This is a genomic window from Wohlfahrtiimonas chitiniclastica DSM 18708, assembly GCF_000375345.1.
Classification (GTDB): domain Bacteria; phylum Pseudomonadota; class Gammaproteobacteria; order Cardiobacteriales; family Wohlfahrtiimonadaceae; genus Wohlfahrtiimonas; species Wohlfahrtiimonas chitiniclastica.
This window is the reverse complement of the sequence record NZ_AQXD01000002.1, coordinates 132,825-159,110: the sequence shown is the minus strand read 5'-3', so window position 1 is coordinate 159,110 and position 26,286 is coordinate 132,825. Positions and strand designations below refer to the sequence as shown.

Annotated in this window: 25 protein-coding genes; 1 reads left to right on the top strand and 24 read right to left on the bottom strand. The window is 44.4% G+C overall.

The features are described 5' to 3' along the window. Window positions 1-48: 48 nt before the first annotated feature. A complete protein-coding gene (locus B143_RS0105275; RefSeq protein ID WP_008316302.1) occupies window positions 49-228 on the top strand; it encodes an alanine-zipper protein in 180 nt (59 codons plus the stop codon). 59 nt (window positions 229-287) lie between these two features. Here the strand turns inward: B143_RS0105275 and B143_RS0105270 are convergent, their stop codons facing one another. The 24 genes from B143_RS0105270 to polA all read right to left on the bottom strand — a co-directional run bounded on the left by B143_RS0105270 (window position 288) and on the right by polA (window position 26,256). Further along, a complete protein-coding gene (locus B143_RS0105270; RefSeq protein WP_018122491.1) occupies window positions 288-1,268 on the bottom strand; it encodes an NAD(P)H-dependent glycerol-3-phosphate dehydrogenase in 981 nt (326 codons plus the stop codon). Between the two features lie 77 nt (window positions 1,269-1,345). Further along, window positions 1,346-2,539 (bottom strand): porin, encoded by a 1,194-nt coding sequence (locus tag B143_RS0105265; protein WP_018122490.1) that lies wholly within the window; start codon window positions 2,537-2,539, stop codon window positions 1,346-1,348. 214 nt (window positions 2,540-2,753) lie between these two features. Further along, window positions 2,754-3,956: a bifunctional phosphopantothenoylcysteine decarboxylase/phosphopantothenate--cysteine ligase CoaBC gene (gene coaBC / locus B143_RS0105260; RefSeq protein ID WP_018122489.1), complete on the bottom strand. Its 1,203-nt coding sequence runs from the start codon at window positions 3,954-3,956 to the stop codon at window positions 2,754-2,756. Window positions 3,957-3,962: 6 nt separating this feature from the next. Beyond that, window positions 3,963-5,486, bottom strand: a complete 1,524-nt coding sequence (gene rng / locus B143_RS0105255; protein WP_008316298.1) for a ribonuclease G — start codon at window positions 5,484-5,486, stop codon at window positions 3,963-3,965. A 9-nt stretch (window positions 5,487-5,495) separates the two neighbouring features. After that, the gene (locus B143_RS0105250; RefSeq protein WP_018122488.1) at window positions 5,496-6,671 is read right to left on the bottom strand and encodes a phosphoglycerate kinase; all 1,176 of its coding nucleotides are present in this window, start codon (window positions 6,669-6,671) and stop codon (window positions 5,496-5,498) included. Window positions 6,672-6,681: 10 nt separating this feature from the next. Continuing rightward, window positions 6,682-7,635: a thioredoxin-disulfide reductase gene (gene trxB / locus B143_RS0105245; RefSeq protein WP_018122487.1), complete on the bottom strand. Its 954-nt coding sequence runs from the start codon at window positions 7,633-7,635 to the stop codon at window positions 6,682-6,684. Window positions 7,636-7,734: 99 nt separating this feature from the next. Beyond that, on the bottom strand, window positions 7,735-8,097 hold the full coding sequence (locus tag B143_RS0105240) for a roadblock/LC7 domain-containing protein (protein WP_008316295.1): 363 nt from the start codon (window positions 8,095-8,097) through the stop codon (window positions 7,735-7,737). A gap of 23 nt (window positions 8,098-8,120) precedes the next feature. Continuing rightward, the gene (locus tag B143_RS0105235) at window positions 8,121-8,771 is read right to left on the bottom strand and encodes a hypothetical protein (RefSeq protein WP_008316294.1); all 651 of its coding nucleotides are present in this window, start codon (window positions 8,769-8,771) and stop codon (window positions 8,121-8,123) included. Beyond that, window positions 8,768-9,298 (bottom strand): GTP-binding protein, encoded by a 531-nt coding sequence (locus B143_RS0105230; RefSeq protein ID WP_008316291.1) that lies wholly within the window; start codon window positions 9,296-9,298, stop codon window positions 8,768-8,770. Before B143_RS0105230 ends, B143_RS0105235 begins: the two co-directional genes overlap by 4 nt. A gap of 21 nt (window positions 9,299-9,319) precedes the next feature. After that, on the bottom strand, window positions 9,320-10,552 hold the full coding sequence (locus tag B143_RS0105225) for a hypothetical protein (RefSeq protein ID WP_018122486.1): 1,233 nt from the start codon (window positions 10,550-10,552) through the stop codon (window positions 9,320-9,322). Between the two features lie 11 nt (window positions 10,553-10,563). Then, the gene (locus B143_RS0105220) at window positions 10,564-10,908 is read right to left on the bottom strand and encodes a hypothetical protein (RefSeq protein WP_248647505.1); all 345 of its coding nucleotides are present in this window, start codon (window positions 10,906-10,908) and stop codon (window positions 10,564-10,566) included. A 13-nt stretch (window positions 10,909-10,921) separates the two neighbouring features. Then, window positions 10,922-12,019, bottom strand: coding sequence for an extracellular solute-binding protein (locus tag B143_RS0105215; RefSeq protein WP_008316284.1), 1,098 nt, complete (start codon window positions 12,017-12,019; stop codon window positions 10,922-10,924). Between the two features lie 68 nt (window positions 12,020-12,087). Then, a complete protein-coding gene (locus B143_RS0105210; protein WP_008316283.1) occupies window positions 12,088-12,519 on the bottom strand; it encodes a c-type cytochrome in 432 nt (143 codons plus the stop codon). A 101-nt stretch (window positions 12,520-12,620) separates the two neighbouring features. Beyond that, a complete protein-coding gene (gene ubiB / locus B143_RS0105205; protein WP_018122484.1) occupies window positions 12,621-14,246 on the bottom strand; it encodes a ubiquinone biosynthesis regulatory protein kinase UbiB in 1,626 nt (541 codons plus the stop codon). Between the two features lie 16 nt (window positions 14,247-14,262). After that, window positions 14,263-15,012 carry a bifunctional demethylmenaquinone methyltransferase/2-methoxy-6-polyprenyl-1,4-benzoquinol methylase UbiE gene (ubiE, locus tag B143_RS0105200; protein WP_018122483.1) on the bottom strand — a complete coding sequence of 250 codons (750 nt, stop codon included), beginning with the start codon at window positions 15,010-15,012 and terminating at the stop codon, window positions 14,263-14,265. A gap of 33 nt (window positions 15,013-15,045) precedes the next feature. Continuing rightward, on the bottom strand, window positions 15,046-15,864 hold the full coding sequence (gene aroE, locus B143_RS0105195) for a shikimate dehydrogenase (RefSeq protein WP_018122482.1): 819 nt from the start codon (window positions 15,862-15,864) through the stop codon (window positions 15,046-15,048). Continuing rightward, entirely contained in the window at window positions 15,865-17,715 is a 1,851-nt protein-coding gene (gene mutL / locus B143_RS0105190; protein WP_018122481.1) for a DNA mismatch repair endonuclease MutL, read from the bottom strand. A 55-nt stretch (window positions 17,716-17,770) separates the two neighbouring features. After that, complete coding sequence (gene bamC / locus B143_RS0105185) at window positions 17,771-18,817, bottom strand: NlpB/DapX family lipoprotein (protein ID WP_008316278.1); 1,047 nt, start codon at window positions 18,815-18,817, stop codon at window positions 17,771-17,773. A gap of 66 nt (window positions 18,818-18,883) precedes the next feature. Beyond that, a complete protein-coding gene (gene dapA, locus B143_RS0105180) occupies window positions 18,884-19,756 on the bottom strand; it encodes a 4-hydroxy-tetrahydrodipicolinate synthase (protein WP_026165719.1) in 873 nt (290 codons plus the stop codon). A gap of 57 nt (window positions 19,757-19,813) precedes the next feature. Continuing rightward, complete coding sequence (gene xth, locus B143_RS0105175; protein ID WP_018122479.1) at window positions 19,814-20,581, bottom strand: exodeoxyribonuclease III; 768 nt, start codon at window positions 20,579-20,581, stop codon at window positions 19,814-19,816. 1 nt (window position 20,582) lies between these two features. Continuing rightward, window positions 20,583-22,211 (bottom strand): DUF6056 family protein, encoded by a 1,629-nt coding sequence (locus tag B143_RS0105170; RefSeq protein WP_018122478.1) that lies wholly within the window; start codon window positions 22,209-22,211, stop codon window positions 20,583-20,585. Then, window positions 22,208-23,137: a glycosyltransferase gene (locus B143_RS0105165; RefSeq protein ID WP_026165718.1), complete on the bottom strand. Its 930-nt coding sequence runs from the start codon at window positions 23,135-23,137 to the stop codon at window positions 22,208-22,210. The genes B143_RS0105170 and B143_RS0105165 overlap by 4 nt, the downstream gene beginning before the upstream one ends. 30 nt (window positions 23,138-23,167) lie before the next feature. After that, window positions 23,168-23,512: a GtrA family protein gene (locus B143_RS0105160; RefSeq protein ID WP_018122476.1), complete on the bottom strand. Its 345-nt coding sequence runs from the start codon at window positions 23,510-23,512 to the stop codon at window positions 23,168-23,170. After that, window positions 23,512-26,256, bottom strand: a complete 2,745-nt coding sequence (polA, locus tag B143_RS0105155) for a DNA polymerase I (RefSeq protein ID WP_018122475.1) — start codon at window positions 26,254-26,256, stop codon at window positions 23,512-23,514. Before polA ends, B143_RS0105160 begins: the two co-directional genes overlap by 1 nt. Window positions 26,257-26,286 lie beyond the last annotated feature (30 nt).

Genomic DNA, 26,286 nt, shown 5'->3' with positions numbered 1-26,286 from the left:
ATGATAATACAGTCAATTTGTTATCCAACTTTAACAAGGAGTTATACAATGAAAGGTTTATTAAAAGTAACAGGTTTAATCGCTTTAGGTTTAGTGGCTACAGGCTGTGCAACAAACGCACAAAAAACAGCTGATGAAGCATTGGCAACTGCAAATGATGCTAAAAGCATCGCATTAAATACACAAGCACAGTTTGACCGTTATTTCGCAAAAACTCGTTACAAATAGTCGTTGATTTGTTAACTGTATAAAATGCATCAAAGCCTCGAGCAATCGAGGCTTTTTTCTTATTCGCTTTTTGCTGAGCGCTCTAACAGATGGCTCATTGCTAAATGGGGCGGCAAATTCTCCATTAAGATTTGATACACTTCATTGACGATTGGCAGTTCAATGCCCTGCGCCTCGCCAAGCATTTTCATATTGATGACGTTGTTCGCACCTTCTACCACTTGAAACACCTTCTCAAAGGCTTCTTCTTTCGTCAAACCCTGCCCGATGAATTGCCCAAAGCGGTAATTGCGTGACTCTGTACTTGTGGCGGTTAAAGTGAGATCACCGACGCCTGCGAGCCCTAAAAATGTTTCCACCGATGCACCGAGTGATGTGCCAAGGCGCGTCATCTCTGCTAAACCTCGGGTGATTAAGGCGGCGCGTGCATTACAACCAAAGCCTAAACCGGCAGAAATCCCCGCTGCGATCGCAATCACGTTTTTATATGTGCCCGCCAGCTGTACGCCAATGGGATCTGAGTTTAAATATACCCGCATGTGGTGATGATGAAAAAGCGGCAAAAAGGATTTGGCATCGCGCTCATTTTTCGAGGCAATGGTGATGGCGGTGGGTAAATGGCGCGCCACTTCCGATGCAAAGCTTGGGCCCGATAACACCGCTTGCACAGGGTAATCAAACAGCTCATCAATCAAGGTTGAGAAAAAGCGATTGCTGTCATGCTCTAAGCCCTTTGTGGCATTAATGAAGGATAAGCCCGGGCGCTGATACTCCTTGATCTCATTTAAAATGCCTTGCAAGGCAAAAGATGGCACCACAAACACCAATTGATCACATTGATCCACCACTTCTTTTAATTGTGTCGTGGCGGTGATGTTCTCAGGATACACAATGTCCCCTAAATATCGTGGGTTGGTGCGAGTGTTGTTGATGCTTTCTACATCTTCGTTATTAAATCCCCACAGCATCACATCCTGACATTTTGCGATGTGAATGGCCAATGCACTGCCCCAAGAACCGCTACCGATCACGCCAATCATACATTCTCCCCATAAAAATAAAGCCCGCAATGCGGGCCTTATAGTATATAACGTTATGTGACTTTAGTCAGGTCAGATTAGAAATCGTGACGGATACCTAAAGAGAACACATCGTTGTGACGTTTTGCAGATTCAGATTCACCAGTTTCTTTAAACTTACGGTTTTCTTTTGCAAATTCCGCCCATACTTTTGTACGAGTGGATAATTTTTGTTCAAAACCTAACGCCCAAACAGTCATTTTATCTTTTACTTTAGGCTCAACTTCATACTTGTAGTTAGTTGTAGATTGACCTACAGTTGCACGTACTGTGCTGAAGTAATCAGGACCGAATGAGAATTGTGCACCAACGTCCCAACCTTTAGAAGAGATTTTAGCTTGGTCTTGACCATTTTTACGACCACGTTCTGCACCACCGAAATCAGCGTTTACGCCGAATTGTTCGTTAGCAAAACCAACGTTCAAACCGTAAGCGTTACCACGTTTTGCATTTTTGTACATATCTGTACCTAAGTATGCAGCTTTAGCGTAGAAACCAGATTCGTGCTCATAGTTTAAACCTACAGTGTAGATGTCAAAACCTTTGCTCTTATTATTCGCTGCATCATATGCAGTTGTTGGATATTCACCAAACTCATTTGCTTTAACATCTGGCGCTTTAGCAATGCCCGCTACAGTGAAGCTGAAACCTGAGAAAGAAGGTGATACGTAAGCAATAGAGTTACCTACACGTGTTGGCATTTTACCATCAAAATAAGCTGTTTCAAAAGAACCATCCTTTTGTTGTTGTGCAACACCTGCAGTTGGTTTTGCAAATACAGCTGCTGTTGCATAACGCAATGCAGAAGTGTAGTTACCGTTGAATTCGTCAGCGATTGTGCCAGCGTTCAAAGATTCAGTGAATGGGTTGTTTTGACGACCTAAAGCAACTGTACCCCAGTCACCTGTTAAACCGATATAAGCCAAACGGTTTTCAAAGCCTTCGCCGTTAGCGTCGCCATTCATACCGTTAAAGCCCCATTCTAATTGATAGATAACTTTAGTGCCGTTACCTAAATCTTCAGAACCTTTTAAGCCTAAACGTGAACCGAAATCTTCCATTTGAAGGCCACGTTTATTCTTAGTTACTTCACCATTAGCTTTATTTAAGCCAAAATGATTTTTTTGAACTTCTGCGCCTAAACGGATAGAACCGTATAAAACTGTTTCAGCAGATGCTGCTGTGAATGCCATTGCACTCGCTAATGCTACTACTACTAAGCTCTTTTTCATATCTTAAGCTCCAAATTGATTAAAAATAATTTAGATATTTAATGAGTCAACTCTCATATCTATCCATGTGGCTAATTTAATACTATTTGTGACTTTAATGCAACTATTTTTTTCATTTTTAATACATTTTGTTGTTGCATTATTTACACAGAAAAGTTTTTTTAAATTTATTTAATATAAATCAATGATTTATATTGTTGTATTTAGGATACATCTATTTTTGCACGGCCAACTTTTTTATCGCCAAACGGACAATTTCTTTTGCTTGGTTTTGTTTTGTGTCGGTTTTCAGTTCATATTCCGTGTGATTTGTATCAATAATGACAATATGATTCTCATCTTGCCCAAAGACTTGACCATTTGAGACATCATTTGCACAGATCATATCTAGCCCCTTAGCCACCAATTTGCCTTTGGCATAATCAACGACGTGGTCGGTTTCCGCCGCAAAGCCAATCACAAAGGGTTTATCCTTACGCGCGGCAACGGTGGCTAAAATGTCCGGGTTTTTCACTAATGTTAAAGTGAGGGTTTCTTCACCGACTGTTTTTTTCATTTTGTGTGTGGCAATGGTTTCTAAACGGTAATCGGCCACCGCTGCTGCTCCCACAAAGATGGCCGCCTCTGTGATGACGGCTTCCACCGCCGCAAGCATCTCTTGTGCACTTTCCACCGGCACAATGGTGACGGCAGTATTGGGTTTTGCTTCACATCGGCCCAGCACCAAAGTGACATCCGCCCCCGCTGAATGAAAAGCATCTGCCAAGGCTGTTGCCATTTTACCGCTTGAATGGTTACTGATGTAACGCACAGGATCAATGGCTTCACGCGTTGGCCCACCGGTGATCACCACTTTTTTCCCTGCGAGCGGTAAATCCTTAGGCTGGCGATCCGCCATTAAGCGCACGGCAATGTGCTCAGGTTCTGCCATGCGCCCTTCACCCACTTCGCCACAAGCTTGTTCACCGCTTTCGGGCGCGATCATCACATAGCGCCCGCTGTCCGTTAATGTTTGGACATTGTTCACCGTCATGGGATGAGACCACATCAAGCGATTCATGCTTGGGGCAATGTGAATGGGTTTTGGGGAGGCTAAACACATCGCGCTTACTAAATCATCCGCTAAGCCGTGGGCTAATTTTGCCAACATGTTCGCACTGCACGGCGCAATGATGATTTGATCTGCCCAGCGCGACAATTCAATGTGCCCCATACCCATTTCATGGGCGGGATCTAAAATGTCATCCACCACAGGATGACCCGACAAAGCTTGCAGCGTCATCGGCGCAATGAAGGCTTTTGCACCCTTAGTCATCACCACACGCACTTCACACTCAGCTTTTCTCAATAAGCGCACCAAGTGCGCTGCTTTATACGCGGCAATGCTGCCGGTAATCGCCACCACAATCTTTGTCATACGTTCCTACAGTAAAATGATGTCAAACTGCTCCACATTATATAAGGCTTCGGCTTGCAGTTTAATGTTGAGTTTCGTGAAGGTTTGCAATTCTGCCAAATGATGCGCCTCTTCATCTAGAAGCTGCTCGATCACATCCGCCGCCGCTAAAATCAAAATGCCGCTGATGTTTGGATACTGCTTCGCTTCCCTAACCACTTCGCGGAAAATCTCATAGCAAATGCTCTCTTTGGTTTTAATGTACCCTTTGCCTTGGCACGTTGGGCATTTTTCACACAAAATGTGCTCTAAACTTTCGCGCGTGCGTTTGCGGGTCATTTCCACTAAACCAAGCGATGTCACCGCGCTGATCGTTGTGCGCGCATTGTCCATCGCTAAGTGAGATTGCAACTCATCAAGCACGCTTTGCTGATGCTCAGGATTGGTCATGTCAATGAAATCAATGATGATCATCCCGCCTAAATTGCGTAAACGCACCTGATGCGCAATTGCACCTGCGGCCTCTAAATTGGTTTTAAAAATGGTCTCTTCTAAGTTGCGATGCCCCACATATGCGCCTGTATTGACGTCAATCGTGGTCATCGCTTCCGTTTGCTCGATGATGATGTAACCGCCAGATTTGAGCGACACATGGTTAGAGAGCGCCTTTTCAATCTCCTCTTCAATATTATAGAGATCAAAAATGGGTCGTGAACCTTTATAAAGCTGCAAATTGTCCAATGTTTCTGGCAGAAAATCCTCTGCAAAGCCGCGCATTTTTTCAAAAGGCTCAGCGGCATCCACGCGAATTTGCTGAATGCCACGCCCCACGTAATCACGCAAAATGCGTAGCTCTAATGGGAAATTGCCATAAATGAGATCGCCCGCTTTTGATTGCTTGATGCGATCTGACACATTGTCCCAAAGGCGCGATAAAAACTGCATGTCCGCACGCAATACCCAAGGATCAACACCTTCTGCGGCTGTTCTGGCAATGTAAGCGCCGCCCAATTCTGCTTGATATTGGGTTAAATGCTCTTTCAAGCGCGTGCGCTCTTCCTCTTGCTCAATGCGAATGGAAACGCCAATCACGTCGCTTTCGGCCAAATAGACTAAATAACAAGAGGGAATGGAAATTTGTGTGGTCAAGCGAGCGCCTTTGGTGCCAAGAGGATCTTTGATCACCTGCACCACCACTTCTTGACCTTGATGCAAAATGGCTGTGATGTCCGCTTTTGGCGGCGCGATCACAGGTTTTTCGTCATTGGTGCCGCCTTCATCTTCATCGGGTAACACTTGCTTTTCCAACTCTAACGAATTGCGCACCGTATGAATGTCATTGACATGCAAGAAAGCAGCCCGTTCTAGACCAATGTCCACAAAGGCTGCTTCCATGCCGGGCAATACTCGGACAACTTTGCCCTTATAAATATTGCCCACCAAAAGGTTTCGATCCGTCCTCTCAATTAATATTTCTTGTAAAACACCATCTCGCATCACGGCTGCGCGCGTTTCATATGGCGTTTTATTAATTAAGATTTCGTCACTCATATTCATCCTTTAGTTCGCTTTTCTTTCTAACATGGCAACGGCCGGTAACTCTTTGCCTTCTAAAAATTCTAAGAAGGCGCCGCCTGCTGTAGAAATGTAAGAGATGCTTGGCGTTAAACCAAACTGCTCAATCGCCGCAACAGTGTCCCCACCACCTGCAATGGAGAATGCTTGGCTGTTTTTAATCGCATCCCCCACAGCTTTAGTCCCTTCTGCAAAGCTTGCAAATTCAAACACGCCCACAGGACCATTCCATACCACAGTTTTAGAGGTTTTGATGAGCTCTGCATAGAGTTTTGCCGTTTCTGGGCCAATGTCCATGATCATGTCATCGCTCGATACATCGGCAATTTTCTTAACGGTGGCTTCTGTATTCGCATCAAAGGCTTTACCCACCACCACATCCACAGGCAATGGAATGTTTTTACCGGTGGCTTTTGCTTTATCAAGCAATGCTTTGGCATCTGCCACTAAATCAGCTTCCGCTAAGCTTTTACCTACGCTAAAGCCTTCTGCCAATAACAATGTATTGGTGATGCCGCCGCCCGTAATGAGCACATCCACTTTGTCTAACAATTGATTCAATACGGTGAGTTTTGTTGAGACTTTTGAGCCACCCACAATCGCCACGATCGGATGCTCCGGTGCCATTAAACCTTTTTTCAAGGCATCTAACTCTTGGGACAATACCATGCCTGCACAGGCAACTTTTGCTGCATCACCCACGCCAACTGTCGAAGCTGCTGAGCGGTGCGCCGTTGCAAATGCATCCATCACAAACACATCACACAATGCGGCCATTTTTTTGGCCAATTCAGGATTGTTTTTGCCTTCACCCACTAAAAAGCGCGTGTTTTCTAATAATTTCACTTTACCGGGCTCAACGGTGACGCCATCAATCCAATCTTTCACTAAAGGCACATCAAAGCCCAATTTGTCGCTGAGCCATGTTGCGACAGGTGCAAGGCTGTATTCTTCATTGAATACGCCTTCTTCCGGACGACCTAAATGAGACATCACCAATACGCCCGCACCTTGTTTTAAGGCTTGCTCAATGGTTTGCATGGATGCCACTAAACGCGCATCAGAGGTGATTTTGCCATCATGAATCGGCACGTTTAAATCTTCGCGAATCAATACGGTTTTACCAACGAGGTCCAAATTTTCCATTTTGTTGTAACGCATAATAAACTCCTTAATTGATTGTTTCTAAGTATTTTTCAACATCCAATGCTGCCATGCAGCCGGTACCCGCGGATGTAATGGCTTGGCGATACACCGAATCCATCACATCTCCACAAGCAAATACGCCCGCAACACTTGTCGCTGTCGCATTGCCTTCAATGCCTGAACGCACTTTGATATAGCCATCGACCATCTCAAGTTGACCTGTGAACATGTCCGTATTTGGGTGATGACCAATGGCAATGAACACACCTTGCACGGGCACAGATTTCACAGCATCCGTTGCCACATCCAAAATATTCACACCTTGCACCACAGCGCCATCGCCCGCCACTTCATGCAACACGCTATTGAGATGGAGCTCAATTTTACCTTCTTCAACCTTTTGGTATAACTTTTCCACCATGATTTTTTCAGCGCGGAATGTATCGCGGCGATGAATCACATGCACTTTTGAGGCAATGCCACTTAAATAGAGTGCTTCTTCCACCGCAGTGTTACCACCGCCCACCACAACGACTTCTTGATCTTTATAGAAAAAGCCATCACATGTGGCACAAGCAGAGACGCCTTTGCCTTTATAAGCCTCTTCAGAGGGCAAACCTAAATATTTTGCGGTCGCGCCCGTTGCGATGATCAAGGCATCACATTCATAGGTGCTGCTGCCACCTTCTAAGATGAATGTAGAACCTGAAAGATCGACTTTTTCAATGTGATCCCAAATCATCTCTGTGCCAAAGCGCTCTGCATGTTCTGCTAAACGCGCCATTAATGCTGGCCCTGTTAAACCTGCTTCGCCGCCTGGCCAGTTGTCAATTTCTGTGGTGGTCATTAATTGACCGCCCTGCTGAATCCCTGTGATGATCACAGGTTTTAAATTTGCACGCGCCGCATACAATGCCGCCGTATATCCCGCAGGACCTGATCCTAATATGATCAATGGATGTTTGATTCGTTCACTCATAGTTGTCCATCTCAGCCAAAAGTTTCATTATACAAAAGATTTCACTTTTTAAGGGCGCAAAAAAACCCACTGTCAAAGTGGGCTTCTTTTTTAGCCATCTTATAGCATCGGCTTAATTGCTTCGGATGCTCGTTTGATGTCTAGGAAGATCAAACCTAAACGAGCATTTGACTTACACATGACTGATAAAACTGCATCATTACCCGCAGATGTCATAATGACATAACCAGAAGCCCCTTTAACCAACACTTGCTCTAACTCACCTCTCGCTAATTCCTTAGCGATACGTTCACCTAAAGATAACATTGCCGCACTCATCGCACCGACGTGATCTTCGTCCATACTTGCCGGCAAGAGTGAACTCATGATTAAACCATCTGTCGAAATAATCGCAGAAGCCTCTATATCCGCAGATGTACCATTCAATTCACTTAAAATTGAGTTCAACACTTCTTCACGCATATACTTATCCTTTTATTATATCTCTAGTTCTTTTTGAACTTAACATTGCCATATCGATATACTAACACCCATATTAAATCTCGAAAAGCTTTTTGATTTAAAAAAGGGATACCCGCAATCGTCAAGGTAAATTGATTACCTGAAACGTCCATAGCATAAATACCCAACTGCGTCATACCCTGATAGTTCGTAATACCCACACCAACATGGCTATGTCCGCCTAAAATATTAGAAACCGTTGCGTAACTATCATCATACAAAGCGGCTAAACGCGTACTCATTGCTGCTATTCCGTTCAGCTCTTCATCAGGAAAACCAACGTTACCTAATAAGAACCCTAGTTGATCCGAAAGTAACGCTTTCCCTAAACTAGAATACATTGATAACATTGACGGCAGATCATTCTCGAAGTTAATCATTGGCACTGAGACAACTTTAGTCTCCGCCTGAATGAAATGCATAATCTCTAACTGGTAAAAAATGGCTTTAGCCAATTTGATTTTATCAGCAGCAAAGCCGGTCAATTGACAAATCAAATCATCCGATAATTCGGGACTTTCCTTCATACTCAGCAACTTCAACAAGACATTACGCACCGCCTGATTGGTCGTTGACTTCTGTACTGCATATAACGCGCCTTGGGCCGTTACTGTAATATATTTTTTTCCTATCATCGTTCGTTAGCCTTTACAACCATCTTCTCGACCAGTTTAAGAACATCATGTTTTTTCCTAACGTCCGCGGTCATTGTATCAGAAAGCGATGGGTGATATTGAAAAATTGCGTTTAAAAATAGATCGATTTCCCCTTGATCAAACCCTTCAGTTTGTGTCACACCCACGATGCAAGGCGTGCTTTCGATCACTTGCAAATATTCATATAAAATTTGACCCACTTCTTCGACTTTAATGTGGCGCATGCTCAGTAATAAAATGGTGCCAATGGTGCCTTGCATTAAAATGTCATGCATAAAATGGAAACGCTCTTGTCCGGGCGCTGCGTAGATATGCAATTTCAAGCCACTATTGAACGGCAAAATACCATAGTCTAAAGAGACTGTCGTATCGCCTTTAATTGACGCCACTTCATCACTGGTTTTTTTACAAGTTGTCACAACATTATCTTCGCCGCATAAGCTTTTGACTGCGGTGGTTTTACCGCTGGCAACAGGACCGACAAATAATATCTTATATTGTTTCATTTATTTATACCTTTAATTGCTTTATAGCTTTTGTAACTCTGACAACAACGTATTTAAATCCAATTGATTCCTGTTTTTATGATCCTCAACTTTGCGATCAAAATAACCGTAAAGATCGCACATCGTGTAATAGGAAAAGATGTGGTACGGATTGACTTCCGTGAGTAATTCCGCAGTATCGCGCAATGATACATTGCGATAGCGCCAAATGTTCTCCATCTCTTTTGCGTGCGGCAGCGTTAAAACCATCTTCGCTTGCCCATCGTGCTTCATTAAACCTAAGGGCTCTTTGATGTCTTTACCATTGATGATTCGGCCATTTGCCCCCATCAACACCGCGCGGCACATGATGCCTAAGGCATCCCCATACGAATATTGCTCATACCGATTTAACAATGATAAAAATTCTGCCTCAGAGGCCACGGCTTTAAGCACAATCTCATCTTTTGTGGCTTTTGAAAAATCATGCAATCTTTCCACTGCTAAGTTTGATAATACAATACCATCGGCAAATATAAATACAATACCATCGAGATAATCAAAATAGTAGATCGGGCCTTTTTTATCCATTTTGAGGACTTTTTCAAAAAGCCACACACTCGCATGGTCGGCCATGTCCACAAAGCACTCCTCTTGATTGCCATATAGACAAGAGGAATCATACAAATCTTTCCCCGCCGTTTGTTCTAAATAATTATCATACGTGTATTTTGTGAGCCCTTTTCGATCGGTCAGCTCATCTTGCCAAGTGCTAAAAAGCTGATAATCGAGCTTTGCGGATGCAGGTTCTGCGGGCGCTTCTGACGCGACGGCGCCGTTTTGAGCAATCTTGGCAAACATATTTTGCCCCGCTTTATGTTTTGCCATGTAACTTGGGTCTAAAAATTTGGCAAAAGGATTACCGGTGGCTTGTGCATCAGCAATGACTTCATGTGGGGTTTCTTCTACGGCAAGAGCCTCAATAGGCGCGATGGCCGCAACCTTTTCAAGCACCGCCATGAGCTCATCAATTTTGATGGGTTTTTTCACAAAATAGGGATGATCCCACTGCTCTGGCATGACAGAGAGAATGATGGTGTGATCATCTAAATGTTTTTGTAATGCCTTTTTCCCTTCAATGGAGTCGGCATCAATCAATGTGATCGTCCCTTTATCTGCAAGGACAAAACGATCTTTTGATTTCAATTTCAAAAATTGGGCAATGCTCGCGCGAAACCTAGCATCGGCGCCTAACAGTTCTATGGCTATGTTCATGCTCGATCAAATCAATAAGGGTTGGCAATAAAATCAAAAGTGCCTTGCACATCTTCTGTCAAGACACTTTTACAACTGCGTGGCAAAGGTGTACACGGATGCACACTCTTTTCTAAATGATCATAAAAAAAGAGCAACCAATCGTCATCTAATTGAAACATGCCATCTTTCGTCACTTTAGTGCGATCGATGCTCTGTTCTGCATCTGAGACAATGAAATAGTCTAATAATGCGCCCACTAAGTTTTCCGCATCCCCATGTTTGAGTTCAAACTGAATGCGCAACACATGATCGTTCGTTGTCGCTTGTTTGTTAATGATGGAGCTCAAAAACTCCTCACGACGCATTATCTCCATGACACTTCCCCCTCTACTTCCTATTTTTTAGATTCTGCCAAAATTTTACCAATTTTTTTTGATCTGAGCGCGTGTAAGGTTGCTTAATGTGAAGTTTATTGAGATCTTCTTGACCAGGATACAAGATCTTGTCATTAATAAGGTGCTCACTCACGTAAGGAAACGCCGCTTCGTTTGATGTGGCGTACTCAACATAGTTCGCGGAACGGGCATTGTTTTGAGGATCTAACATAAAATTAATGAAGGCGTAGGCTTCATCTTTGTTCGGTGCATCATCTAAAATCGTGAACTGATCAAACCAAACCAGGCTGCCCTCTTTAGGCACAAAATATTTAATGTCCACACCTGTGTTTGCCTCTTCAGCGCGCGCACGGGCTAAATACACATCCCCTGACCAACCAAACGCCACACACGCATCCCCATTGGCCAATGCTGAAATGTATTCAGAGGAGTGGAATTTTTTCACATACGGGCGAATCTGTTTTAACGCATCATACGCTTTGTCTAAATCTTTTTGATCGGTGGATTCTGCCGGAATGCCTAAATACATATTGATGACCGGCAACACTTCACTTGGGTTATCCACCATGTAAATGCCGCAGCTTGCCAATTTCTCAGCATATTTTGGATTCATGATGAGTTCTAAAGAATCCGTTGGCGCATCTGGAATCAATTCTTTAATTTTATTGGCATCATAGGCAATGCCCGTTGTGCCCCAAAAATAAGGCACAGAGTGCTCATTCATCCCGTTAAAGGCGCTCAAACGCTCGGTGACAAATGGCCAAATGTTTTTGAGATTAGGAATTTTATCCGCTTCAATGGGTGCTAATTTATTCGCTTGAATGAGGTAAGCCACCGTATAATCCGAAGGCACAACAATGTCATAACCTGAATTACCGGCCAAACTTTTTGCCAATAACACATCATTGCTGTCAAAGGTGTCATACACCACATCAATGCCCGTCTGTTTAGTGAATTCTGTGACGAGCTCCGGATCAATATAATCCGTCCAGTTATAAATGCGCACTTCTTTCGCAAATGCCGTGGTGCCTAAGGCCATTAAACCGGTCAAAGCAGCTAAGCGGCTAAGTTTACGAACCATTGTTGTCATCAATTCCCTCTCCTATCAAAGTAAAAACAAGGTGAACGGGCACCTTGTTTATGGTTTAACCGAACGGATTAGTCCGCGCGGAAACTGTCATGACAGCTCTTACATGTGCTGCCTAGTTTACCTAATTGTGCTTTTAATGTGGCTTCAGAGCTTGCCGCTGTGATCATCGCTTCGCTCTCTTTCACAAAGTTTGCCGCATCTTTTTGGAACAATTCTGGTTTTGTATTGATTTCAGAACGCACTTTAGAACCTGCATAGCTGCCTGGAATGAACACTTCATCTAAAGAGATGGCCATGGCATTCATCACTTTTGCAGCTTTTTCAGCTTTAGCGGCATCAAAAGGAATTTCACCTTTGGCCATGCCCGCTAATGTGCCCATTTCCCATGCAGCGACTTGGAACATGGATTGACGCACTTTTTTCGCTTGTTCTAAATCTTGCGCAAAACCTGCACTCATCGTGGCAACAGACAAAGCAGCCAATAATGCTAATTTCTTCATTATTTTACTCCCAAATTATTAATATTTTGACAACCGGTGTGATTAGATCACTGAGTGATTATAACGAAAATATCCGCATTGTTTAAATTCTTTACAGCCCTTTACTCACGAAGTGCTTGATAAAATGCAAAAACTGCCAATAAGATGAGAAAAACGCCCAAGAAATCTTCTAAATGATGCCAACTGACGATCGTGGCAACCAGCGTTGCTGCACCGAGCAATCCATACACTTTGCGTGTGGTTTGTTTGGCTTGAATTTTCTGATATTTTTCCAGCGTTTTCTCATTAAGATCCGTTTTAAACTGCCCGCGCACCATGTCTTGGGAGATCAAATAGAGATTTTGCATGGCGTCCGGTAAATGATCAATCCAGCTTGGAATGGCGTTTTGATACTTACGCAGCACCGTTTTCGCGCTCTTTTGATTTTTCACAAATTTAACTAAAAAGGGTTTAGCCGTTTTCCATAGATCCAATTCAGGATAGAGTTTGCGCCCAATGCCTTCAATGTTAAAGAGCGTCTTTTGCAACAATACCAATTGCGGCTGCACCACCATATTAAAGCGGCGCCCCGTTTGAAAAAGACTCAACAACAATCCGCCAAAGGAAATTTCACTGAGCGGCTTATTGAAAATCGGCTCACAAATGGAACGAATGGCAGATTCTAACTCTTCAATCGAAGTATCTGCGGGCACCCAACCAGATTCCACATGCAATTCTGCCACGCGGCGATAATCACGGTTAAAGAACGCCAAAAAGTTACTGGCCAAATAGTGTTTATCTTCTTCACCGAGTGTACCAATGATGCCGTAATCCAGCGCAATGTAAGAGGGATTCGCAGGGTCGGTGGCATCCACAAAAATATTCCCAGGATGCATGTCTGCATGGAAAAAGCTGTCCACAAACACTTGTTTAAAGAAGACTTCCACGCTGAGCTCTGCCAATTTAGGAATATTGACGCCAAGGTCACGCAACGTTTCCACATGATCCACCGGAATGCCGCTGATTTTCTCCATCACCATGATGTTTTTAGAAGTGTATTCTAAATAAATGTGTGGCACATACATCTCGTGGCTGCCTTCAAAGTTGCGTTTTAATTGCAAACCATTGGCCGCTTCACGGGTTAAATCAAGCTCGCTTAAAATGGTGCGCTTGTATTCTGCCACCACTTCCACCGGGCGAAGGCGATCACCGCCGGCCACATATTCTTCCACCGCTTCTGCAATCATCTCCATCAATTGCACATCTCGTAGGATCACTTTTTGGATGTTTGGGCGCACCACTTTGACCACAACATGATCACCATTTTTAAGGATGGCGCTGTGCACTTGGGCGATTGATGCGGCCGCCATCGGCACTTCATCAAACTCACGGAACACTTCACTGATCGGCTGCTTTAACGCGCGCTCAATGATCTCAATGGCGATGTTTGAATCAAAAGCCGGCACATTGTCCTGAAGCTTTGAGAACTCCTCAATGTAATCTTCCGGAAAAAGATCATTACGTGTAGAGAGCACTTGCCCAAGCTTCACAAATGTGGGGCCAAGGGCTTCAAGGGCTAAGCGAATGCGCACCGGTAACGGCGTGTCCTTATATTTATTCAGCAAGTTGACTAAGGGCTTTAAAAACACAAAGAGTCTGAAGAATGGAATCAAAAACACCAATTCATACAAACCATAACGCATTAAAATCCAATGAATTTTTAACGCACGAAGCCAACGTGAGAACATAGATTACCCTTTTAGATTAAAAAACAAAGCCGCGGTGAATCGCCACGATGCCGCCCGTTAAATTTTTGTATTCCACTTCATCAAAGCCCGCTTCTAGCATCATCGCTTTCATGGTTTCTTGATCCGGATGCATGCGGATGGACTCTGCTAAATAGCGGTAGCTGTCTTCATCATTGGCGATGATTTTACCCATCAATGGCAAAGCTTTAAAAGAGTAAAAATCATAAATGGGTGCTAAGCCCGGGGCAACAGGTTTTGAAAACTCCATCACCACAGTGCGACCGCCAGGTTTTGTCACGCGGCGCATCTCTTTGAGGGCTTTGAGCTTATCTGTCACATTGCGTAAACCAAAACTGATGGTGACCAAATCAAAGGTATTGTCCGGAAAAGGAATCTCTTCTGCATTGATGATTTTAAAGGAGATCATTCCGCCAAAGCCTGAGTTGATGACGCGCTTTCTGCCCTCTTCGAGCATCGATGAATTGATGTCTGACAACACCACATGCCCTTCATCACCCACACGCTTGGCCACCTTCATGGCGATCTCGCCAGTGCCACCGGCTAAATCGAGTGCCATTTGCCCTTTACGCGCGCCTGTTAATTCAATCATGGTGCGTTTCCATAAGCGGTGCACACCCATGCTCATGACATCATTCATTACATCATATTTAGATGCAACCGAGTGAAACACTTCAGCAACGCGCTCTTCTTTTTCATCTTTATCAATGGTTTCATAGCCAAAGTCGATTTTTTCTTTGTCACTCATGACTCTCATTCCTTTCATGCAAAATTATGGGCATCATGATAGCAGAATTTGACGCAAATCTTGATAAACCGTTTCAGTTTGTGGCTTGATGCCATGCCAAAACTCAAAACTGAGCGCCGCTTGCTCCACAAGCATCCCTAAGCCATCATAAATTTTAACCGCGCCCTGTTTTGCTAAATAATCCATAAAGACGGTGGGTTTTGCACCATACATCAAATCATAACCAATGGTTTGAGCATCCATCGTACAAGGGAGCGGCGTGAATTCACCATGTAATGAACTGCTTGTGGCATTGATGATCACATCAAAATGCCCCGTTAAATCCGCCCATTCTAATGCAAGCACATTGCCTGATGCATTAAATTGCTCAGCGAGCGCAACAGCTTTACTGAATGTGCGATTGCTGATCACAATTTCTGACGGCAACTGATGCAACAACGGCCCTAAAATGCCTTTCGCAGCGCCCCCTGCCCCTAACACCAAAATGCGGCGATTGCTCAATTCAACGCCACAACGATCTTTCAAATCACACATCAAGCCATTGCCATCGGTATTGTGCCCAAAGATCTCACCATTTTTAAATGCCAGGGTATTGACGGCGCCCGCCTCTTTCGCTTCCACCGTTAAGTGATTTGCTAAACGAAAGGCATTTTCCTTAAAAGGCACCGTAACATTTGCACCTTGTAAACCTTGATCCATGAGCGCTTTGAGCGCACCTTCAAAATCATCGATTGGCAAACAATACGCAGAATAATCGAGCTCAATGTTCATCAATGCTGCAAATGCCGAATGAATCATCGGTGATTTAGAGTGGGCAATCGGATTGCCTAAAACGCCATACAATGGGTGCATTTATTGTCCTCGTAAAAATAGATTGTCTAGTTCCGTCAAACCAATGGACATCCAAGTTGGGCGCCCATGATTGCATTGATCGGCGCGTTCGGTGCGCTCAATGTCACGCAGCAGCGCATTCATCTCTGGCAATGTCATTTTGCGGTGATGACGAATCGCACTGTGGCACGCCATTGTGCTCAAAATTTCATTAATGGCCGCTTTGATCTTTTGGCTAGAGCCATAACGCTCAAAATCCTCAATCACTGCGGTGATTAAAGCATCCACATCACCATTGACAAGCGAAGCGGGCACTTCACGGATCACCACTTCTTTATCTCCAAAGACATCTGCCACAATGCCCACGCCTTCTAATTCTGCCCTAAATTCTGCCACCGTTGCCACATGGCGTGCACTTAAAGTGATCACTTTCGGGATCAATAAAGGTTGGCGCACCAATGGCTCACCGTTGTGAATGTTATTTTTAAAGCGCTCATAAATGATGCGCTCATGCGCCGCATGCATATCCACCAACACCAAGCCTTGCTGATTCTCTGCCAAAATATAAGCGCCATGCAGTTGCCCAAGGGCATAACCTAAAGGCGCATCGTCATCGCTCACATCTGTTGCCGCCGCTGCTTTAGAGTTTGGCACAAAGCTTGAGAGTGTATCTTTCTCTTTGTCCCCTAAACCAAGCGCCGCATAGACATTCACTGGCTCACTTTTCGGCGCCACATATGTAGAATGACCACTGCTGTATGCCGCTTTAAAATTGAGGCGACTTTGCTGTTGTGGGCGCATCGATTCAATGGGTGCACTGTGTCGCATGGGGCTTTCGGTCTGCGCTTCGATTTCCAACAAGGGTTTGGCCACCACTTGATGAATGGTGCGAAAAAGAAAATCATGCACAAAACGCGATTCCCGAAAACGCACTTCATGCTTTGCAGGGTGCGCATTGACATCCACGCCTTCAGGATCCATCGTCAAATAAACAATGAATGCAGGATGGCGCTGACCATACAATACATCTTGATACGCTTGTTTAATGGCATGCGCCACAAGGCGATCTTTCACCATCCGACCATTGACATACACAAACTGCCAATCGGTTTGTGGGCGCGAAAAGGTGGGTTTGGCAATCCAACCTTTTAAGGTGAGATCCCCACGAATGTCTTCCATCGTATGAGTGAAGTAAAAACATTGATCCAAAAATTCTTGGCTAAAAATGGTGCGAATGCGCAGCTCTTGCTCTTCTTGCGTGGCACAAGCCTTTGTGTCAAACACCACTTTGCCATTGTGTAACAGCTTAAAGGCAATCTCAAAGCGCACCAAAGATAAGCGTTTAACTAGCTCCTCAATGTGGCTAAACTCCGTGCGCTCAGTGCGTAAAAACTTTTTACGCGCGGGCACATTGTAAAATAAGTCTTTCACCTCAATGGTGGTGCCCAAAGGATGCGCCGCTGGCATCGGTTTTTCAATGGTGTCATTGCCCGCACCGCGCACTTTAAAGCCGTGATTTGCATCTTGCGTGCGCGTGGTTAACGTGAGTTCAGAGACTGAAGCAATACTCGCCAATGCTTCCCCACGAAAACCTAGGCTTGAAACGCGTGCTAAATCGTGTGCATCACGGATTTTACTGGTGGCGTGACTCGTCAGTGCCAATAAAAGATCCGCTTCGTGGATGCCGCTGCCATTATCCCGAATGGTGATCTCTTTCATGCCACCTTCGACAATTTCTATCACAATTTCTGTCGCGCCCGCATCGATGCTGTTTTCCACCAACTCTTTAACCACAGATACAGGGCGCTCGATCACTTCGCCTGCGGCGATTTGATTGATGACTTGCGGGGATAATTTTTGGATTCTATTCATAATTCACACAAAAAAGAAACGCCTGTCAAACAGGCGCTCTTTACATCAACTCTTCTTAGTGAAGATTGGTTCTTAAACGTTGGATGATTTCGCCATTTTTCTCACCATCTAATGATGTGATGTTGATGGCGGTGCTGTTTTTACCGTTGTCCACGAGCTGAACTTTAAAGCGGTAATAGACAGGTTTTTTATCTGTCCAGAACGCTAAACCGCCGCCGGTGGTTTTCTTCGGATCTTTTTGCATCACAATGTAGCTGCGATCTTGGCTGTTTTGTGATTCCACTTGGAACATTGCGCCATCATCAAGCACGTTGCCCACTTGCGCCCACAAAGAATCTACTGGGCGATTGATCACAACACCTGTTGGCGTTTCTGTGATGTTCACAGCATTGCCACGGTTGATCTCTTTAACATCTTTTGCACCCAATTTCGCCACTAAACGTGACACCATTTCCGCTTCTAACTCAGCATCACGTGGACGATCCACCCATGTGTGGTATTCATTGTCACGGCCAGAGGCTTGATCTTTCATACCATAATGCGTCACATAGACAAGCACTTCGCCTTTATTGCCACGTTCTAAACGAATGCGGAATTTATCACGCGTGGGCGATGAGAATACGTTGTCTAATGTGCTCTTCAATAATTGACGAATCCAAGAATCTGGCACATCGGCGCGGTTTTCTGCCCAACCTGATTCTAAGATACCCGCTTCAGGATTGCTGATTTCGATCGGTAAACCCACTTCCTGGAACAATTGCACAGAGCGAGACCAAACATATTCAGGTGGCAATGTGGTCACGATCCAACGGTTGTCGCCGGCGCGTTCAACACGCACAGCATCTGAAGAGACCAATACGCGATCGGATAAGTTGTTGCGATTGTTCACTTGTTTTTGATATTCGCTCAACATTTGTGTGGCTCGGTTGTTACTATCCACGCGGTGACCGCTGCTCACCAAATCAGGTGGCAACTCCAATGGATTGACAGAAGATGCATTTAAATAATCCAATCTACCTTTAGGCTGAATTGTACTAGTCGAGCAACCCGCAAGCACAACTAAACTTGCCAGTCCACCCATTAACACTTTGTTATATTTCATATAAATTTCCGGATAGTTTGAATACACAAATTAATGATTAAAATTGAGCGACATTATAGCAACAAATTACGCATTCGGTAATTTTGCGATCAAATCCTGCATCGTCAAATGGTACTGTTTATCCAATCCAATCAATGGCAAACGAATGCCGCCTTGGATTTTACCCATCTCTTTGAGCACCCATTTCACAGGAATCGGGTTAGATTCAATGAAGAGCAAACGGTGCAATTCTTTGATCTCTTCGTTCAAAGCTTCTGCCTTTTCACGATCCCCAGCCATCGCCGCTTGCGTCATTTTGTGCATTTGTAATGGGGCAACATTCGCAGATACAGAAATCACGCCTTTTGCACCGCGTAAAATCGCTTCGCAAGATTCACCATCTTCACCGGTGAATACAGCAATGCGCTCGCCGACTTTATCTAGCAATGCATCAACGCGCTCTAATGTTGAAGCTTCTTTGATGCCCACAATGTTTGCAAAGTTTGCTAAACGTTCCACCGTCTCTGGCAATAAATCCACACCTGTGCGACCTGGCACATTATAGAGAATTTGTGGAATGTCCACAGATTCAGCAATCAATTTATAGTGCTGAAATAAGCCTTCTTGTGACGGTTTATTATAATAGGGCGTCACCAATAAACAGGCTGCGGCACCATCTTCTGCCGCCCAATGGGTTAATTTCAACGCTTCTAATGTTGAGTTTGAACCTGTCCCTGCAATCACAGGCACGCGACCATCTGCAAACTCTACAACACTGCGGATCACTTGACGATGCTCTTCATAATCTAACGTTGCAGATTCGCCCGTGGTGCCAACGGCAACAATGGCATCTGTTTTATTGATAATGTGCCATTCCACCAACTTTTCGAGCGCACCGTAATCGACGCGGCCATCTGGATACATTGGTGTAACAATCGCAACTATACTTCCCGAAAACATTCACTAACCCCCAATTGGATAACTGTTTTTATGCAAATTCTTAATACAATAATTTATTTAATCTTTTAAGTAAATAGCCACCGGTGCATGATCAGAGGGACGTTCAAGTGCGCGAATCTCTCTGTGTACTTTTGCGCGCATCATTCGGGCGCTGGCGGCATTGGACAATAAAAAATGGTCAATGCGCATGCCTTCATCCTTTTCAAATTGCCCTTGGCGATAATCCCACCAGGTAAAGAGCGGATCATTCGTCGCAAAAATGCGCAAGGCATCTTGCAAGCCTAAGCTCAGCAATCCTTCAAACGCCGCACGCTCCGGCGGTGAACAGAGAATCTTATCGCGCCACAATTCAGGTGCATACACATCATTGTCCGTTGGCACGATGTTAAAATCCCCCATCACCACAACAGTATCATATTGTGCCAAGGTATCTGCTAAATATTCATGAAATGCATCGAGCCATGCAAGTTTATAGGCATATTTTTCTGAATCCACTTCTTGACCATTCGGCACATAGACATTCACCACACGCACGCCATTGATGGTTGCGGCAATCACGCGCTGCTGATCATCTGCATAATTTGGCAATCCGACAGAGACATCACGTGGTTCATCGCGGCTAATGAGGGCAACGCCATTGTAAGACTTTTGCCCGCTTGCCACTGCGTAATAGCCCAATTGCGTGATGGCATCAAAGGGAAATTGTGCCGTTTCGCACTTGATTTCCTGAAGCCCCACCACATCGGGCGCGGCATCCTTTAACAAAGCCTCAAGTTGCGGCTGACGAACATTGATGGAGTTGACGTTCCAGGTGATGAGTTGCATATTATTCTCCATAAATTGTAACAGGTTGCGTTGCCACTGAATTTGAAGAGCGTAACATCCCTTCGATGCGCACGATCTCTTGCATCTTCATCTTAACAACGCCACCTATGATCCATTGTCCATGAATGGGCACAGCATCCATCGGCAATGATAAAGTTGCCGTTTTTCCACTGCGATTGGTGATGATGAGCTCTAAAACATCATTGGTTTGCTGCTGTGCCAGCATATCTAACACAATCGTTGTCTTTTGTCCGAATATTCCCTCAGGCGCAAGATAAATACCTTGAATGCCTAAATCATTATTCCGTGCTTGATGTGGCAAATGCTCCATCATAATACTGTAATCAAAAGCCATCGGCTTTAAGTCAATATGCTCAAAGCCATAATACGTCGCCATCGAATCACTACTATAATGTGCATCATATGAATCACGCTTACGCAGTGAGGGCACATAATAAAACTCTGGCAAAGTTGGCGCTTTGATTTCATTTGTATGCGCAATATCAATGGCATCGTTCAGCATTGAACCTTGTGCAGATAATCTTTGATAAGAATGGGCAATCATGCCATAAGAAACAATAAAAATTGCAACAATTATGACCAAAGTTACACGATACACAGATCGCCACTGCGTAATCACATGATGCATCAAATAATGCAATAAAACGGCAATGCCAAGAAGTACAAATAAAATCGGGCCACTTGTGGAGCGTGCACTCAACAACGGTGACATGACCATAGAGAGTAAACTCAATAAGCCGATCAAGACCAAAGCAATAGAAATTCGTTTATATTGTGCAGGCATTTGATTTTTCAATGCCACGAGCCACAATACAATAAAAATCAATAAGGCAGGTGCCATACGACTCAAGCCCGTTGGGTAACGATACAACATAAAATCCCAAACTCTATGCATAAAGCTCATGGCATAAAACTCATCGAATGCACCACTGGCGGCACGTGCTGCATTGCCAGGACTTAAAATAAAGAAACAAAAGCCCAACACAATGATGAGTGAAGAGAGCCAAATCTTCCAATCCTGCTGATAACGCATCAAATAATAGGTCGACACAATAGAGAACAGTAAAACAATCCACGTGGTATTTTCATTACTAAACGCTGCAAAAGGTGAAATTATTAATACGCCAACCCACCACAAAATGGATTGAGATGATTGCATATATTTAATCAAACAATATAAATAAATCACAATCGCTAAATTGGTGAACAAATAGTTTGCCGCCCCCACTGTCCAAAAAATGGTTTGCCCCAACGTTGGATTGGTGATCCAATAAATGAGAAATAACCCCACAAATACCGATGTGGATGCTTGCTGTTTTAAAACCAACGCAGGCAGTTTTGCCACCAATGCAACCATGCTTACCACCGCGAATGCCAAAATACCACTGCGTAGCACATCATTTTCTAAGTGCAATAAAATCGGACTAATGTAATCAGAGACTAATCGCCCACTCCATGAAAGATAATGGGATACATGCGCGGACCATTGCAACCCAATGTTGTAATAGGCAAAATCATCCGAGTGAATCGGCGTTAAATACGCAATGTAAAACACTAAACTAAACGCCACTGCATAACTGAGATAACGCGGCCAAGCTTTCGTCATCATTTTTTATCACTCCCCATCTTTTTCAACAAATACCGCGGGCGCTGTTTGCTTTCCATATAAATTCTGCCCACATATTCCCCTAAAACCCCAATACCGATGAGCTGAATGCCCCCTAAAAACAGGATCGACACCAAAATCGAAGGATATCCCGACACCGGATTGCCAAACACAATCTTCTCAAAAATCATGTACGCACCATAACTAAAAGATAACAGCGCCACCACAAATCCCAAGTATGCCCAAATGCGTAAAGGTGCGGTTGAAAAGCTTGTGATGCCCTCCACGGCTAAATTCCACAGCTTCCATGCATTGAATTTAGTGTCCCCAGCAGAGCGCTCTGCCCGCACATATTCAACCACGGCCGTTTGCCCGCCGACCCAAGACAAAATCCCTTTCATAAAAAGATTGCGTTCCTGCAATTTTTTAATATTTTCCACCACGTTGCGGGACATTAAACGAAAATCCCCCACATTTTCTTCTATTTTTGGTGTGCTGATTTTATTATGGAGTTTATAGAATAATCCTGCAGATTGGCGTTTTAAAAAGCTGTCAGATGAGCGATCAATGCGTTTAGCGAGCACCACATCAAAGCCTGCTTGCCATTTTTCAATGAGCTCAGGGATCACCTCGATCGGATCTTGTAAATCCACATCGATGGGAATCACCGCATCCCCTGTGGCATGTTCTAAGCCTGCAAAAAGCGCCGGCTCTTTACCAAAATTACGGGTAAAGCTTAAGGCTTGTACACGCGGATCAGAGATCGCAAGCGCATTGATGATCGCTTCAGTTTGATCGCGGCTGCCATCATTGATGAAAACGATCTCAAGATCATAATCTTTTAAAAAGGGGGCCTCACGCACTGCTTGATAAAAAATGGGCAGCGCCGCCTCTTCATTATAGACGGGAACCACTAAAGATATTTTTATGGGTTGAGTCATGATTATATTTTTATAATGTTAATGGAAAACAACGAATTTAGAATAAAGATAGCCCAATACAAGGCTCACGGCGGAAAACACAACTAAAGTAATCATCGGATAAAGCTGCCAATGATCTGACAATGCACCAATGCCATAGCTTAATAATCCCATAAAGCCCACAAACAGCACATATCGTAGGCCCGTTGCCTGCTTTTTAAAGGTGAATTTAGCATTCATATAAAATGAGAACGTCACCGCCACCACAAACGCGATGAGGTTTGCGCTGCCCTGCCCGATGCCAAAGCCCTGTAAGGCAATCGCGAAAATCAGCCAGTGCAGCAGCGTATTGAGAATGCCAATGGAGAAGTATTTTTGAAACATCAGTGCACTTCATCCCAGTTGCTGCCGATTGCCACATCCACTTTCAGGGGCACTTTTAAGGTGATGACGTTTTCCATCGCTGTTTTTAGGAGTGCAGCAACTTTTTCTGCATCTTTATCACTGGCTTCTAGCACCAATTCATCGTGCACCTGTAGCAATACTTTGGCATCTAATCCGGTTTCATTGAGCTTTTGATCCACTTCGATCATGGCGAGTTTAATGATGTCCGCAGCTGTGCCTTGCAATGGCGCATTGACGGCAATTCGTTCCGCACCTGCTTTTTGCATGCCATTGCTGCTGTTAATCTCTGGTAAAGGTAGGCGGCGACCGAGCAATGTTTCCACATAGCCATTGGCACGCGCTTTTTCTTTGGCATCTTCCATAAATTGCAAAATCGTCGGATAACGGCTGAAATAACGCTGAATGTATTCTTGGGCTTGCCCACGCGAAATGCCAAGCTGTTTTGCGAGGCCAAATGCGCCCATGCCATAAATCAAACCAAAGTTAATGGCTTTAGCGGAGCGGCGAAGCTCACCGGACACTTCATCAAGCGGCGTATGAAAAACCTCTGAAGCTGTAGCTCTATGAATATCGAGATCATTTTTAAAGGCATTGATCAACGTTTCATCGCCTGAGAAGTGCGCCATTAAACGCAACTCAATTTGTGAATAGTCGGCAGAAATCATGCGGTAACCGGGTTTGGCAATGAAGGCTTCGCGAATCTTACGCCCTTCTTCTGTGCGCACCGGAATGTTTTGTAGATTAGGCTTTGATGACGATAAGCGCCCTGTAGACGTCAAAGCTTGATTAAAGGAGGTATGAATGCGGCCTGTGTGGGGATTCACCTCTGCCACCAATGCATCTGTATAGGTGGATTTCAATTTAGACAACTCACGATACTCGATCAACAATTTCGGTAACGGATAATCTAATGCCAGTTCTTGCAATACCTCTTCATTGGTTGAAGGCTGACCTTTGGCTGTCTTTTTCACCACTGGCAACCCCAATTTTTCAAACAAAATCGCGCCCAATTGCTTTGGGGAACCTAAGTTAAAGGTTTCGCCAGCAAGTTCATACGCTTGTGCTTCTAATGCATCTAAACGCTGCGATAATTCACGGCTCAAGGCTTCTAAATGAGGAACATTCACTAAAATACCTTCATGCTCCATTTTAGCCAAGACCGTTAACAGCGGCATTTCGATGGTTTGATAGAGCTTTTGCAGCGTATCAATGCTCGCAACGCGGGGTGATAACGCATGATACAAACGCAGCGTAATGTCTGCATCTTCTGCCGCATAATGGGTAGCCGTTTCTATCGGAATTTCATTAAAGGTTTTCTGTTTTTTACCTTTACCGGCGATCTCTTCAAAAGACGTTGTGGTGTGCCCTAAATAGTTCAGCGCCAAATCATCCATGTTGTGCTTTTCTGTGGCATCCCATACATAGCTTGCGAGCATCGTATCATCGGCAATGCCATTTAAGGTGATGCCATAGCGCTTAAAAATGTGCCAATCATATTTTAAATTTTGCCCTACAAGCGCCACATTTGGATCTTCTAATAAAGGGGCTAAGCGATCTAACACATCCTGCATCGGCAATTGCTCTGGCGCCACCAATAAATCATGCTGCAATGGAATATAAATCGCTTCCCCGCCGGTGATCGCAAGCGAAATGCCCACCAATTTTGCTTGCATGGCATCTAAGCCATCGGTTTCGGTATCAACTGCCACACGATGGGCTCCATAAGCGCGTGCAATGAATGCTTCTAATGCCGATAAATCGGTCACGGCTGTATACGTAATGGTGTTCGGCGGCGTTGGCATGATCCATTCATGCGTGCGTGGTGCAATCACTTGAGAATTGAGCATGGGCTGAAAGCCACTCGTGGGTTTACCTGAAATCAATTGCTTTAACAATGAGTTAAACTCAAATTCTGTGTATAGTTTGGTGAGTTCATCAACATTCGGATCACGCAGCGCTAAATCCTCCACGCGATAAGGCAAATCTGCATCCATCAACAGCGTTGTCAATTGACGGGACAATTCTAATTGTTCTAATGAATTGCGTAAGCGCTCACCCACTTTTCCCTTAATTTTTTCGGCATTTTCAATGATGCCATCGAGGGTTTCATACTCTGCCAACCATTTTGCCGCGGTTTTTGGCCCAACGCCTTCAACACCTGGAATGTTATCGGCTTTATCCCCCATCAAGGTTAAATAATCGCGAATGGCTTCAGGATAGACGCCAAATTTTTCATACACCCCATCACGATCAAGCATGAGGTTTTTCATGCCATCAAACATTTTAATGGGACCGCCCACAAGTTGTGCCAAATCCTTATCACTTGAGGCAATGACCACTTCATAACCTTTCGCTTTGCCCTCTAACGCGAGTGTTGCGATCACGTCATCCGCCTCAATGCCATCGATGATCAAACGTGGAAAACCCAAAAAGTCCACCACATCCATCAAGGGGGTAACTTGGGCACGAAGGTCATCGGGCATCGGCGGGCGATGGGCTTTGTAATCGGCATATAAGTCGCTGCGAAAGCTTTTGCCCTTCGCATCAAACGTCACTGCGGCATAGGCAGGATTAAAAGTGTCTAAGAGCTTTTGAAACATCGTAATCACGCCGCGAATGGCGCCCGTTGGCTGCCCTGCGCGCGTTGTTAAGGGCGGCAATGCGTGATAAGCACGGAAAAGAAAGTTAGAACCATCGATGATTAAAAAGGTTTGCTTAGACATAATCTTCCAAAAGTTGATGTGGGATGGGGA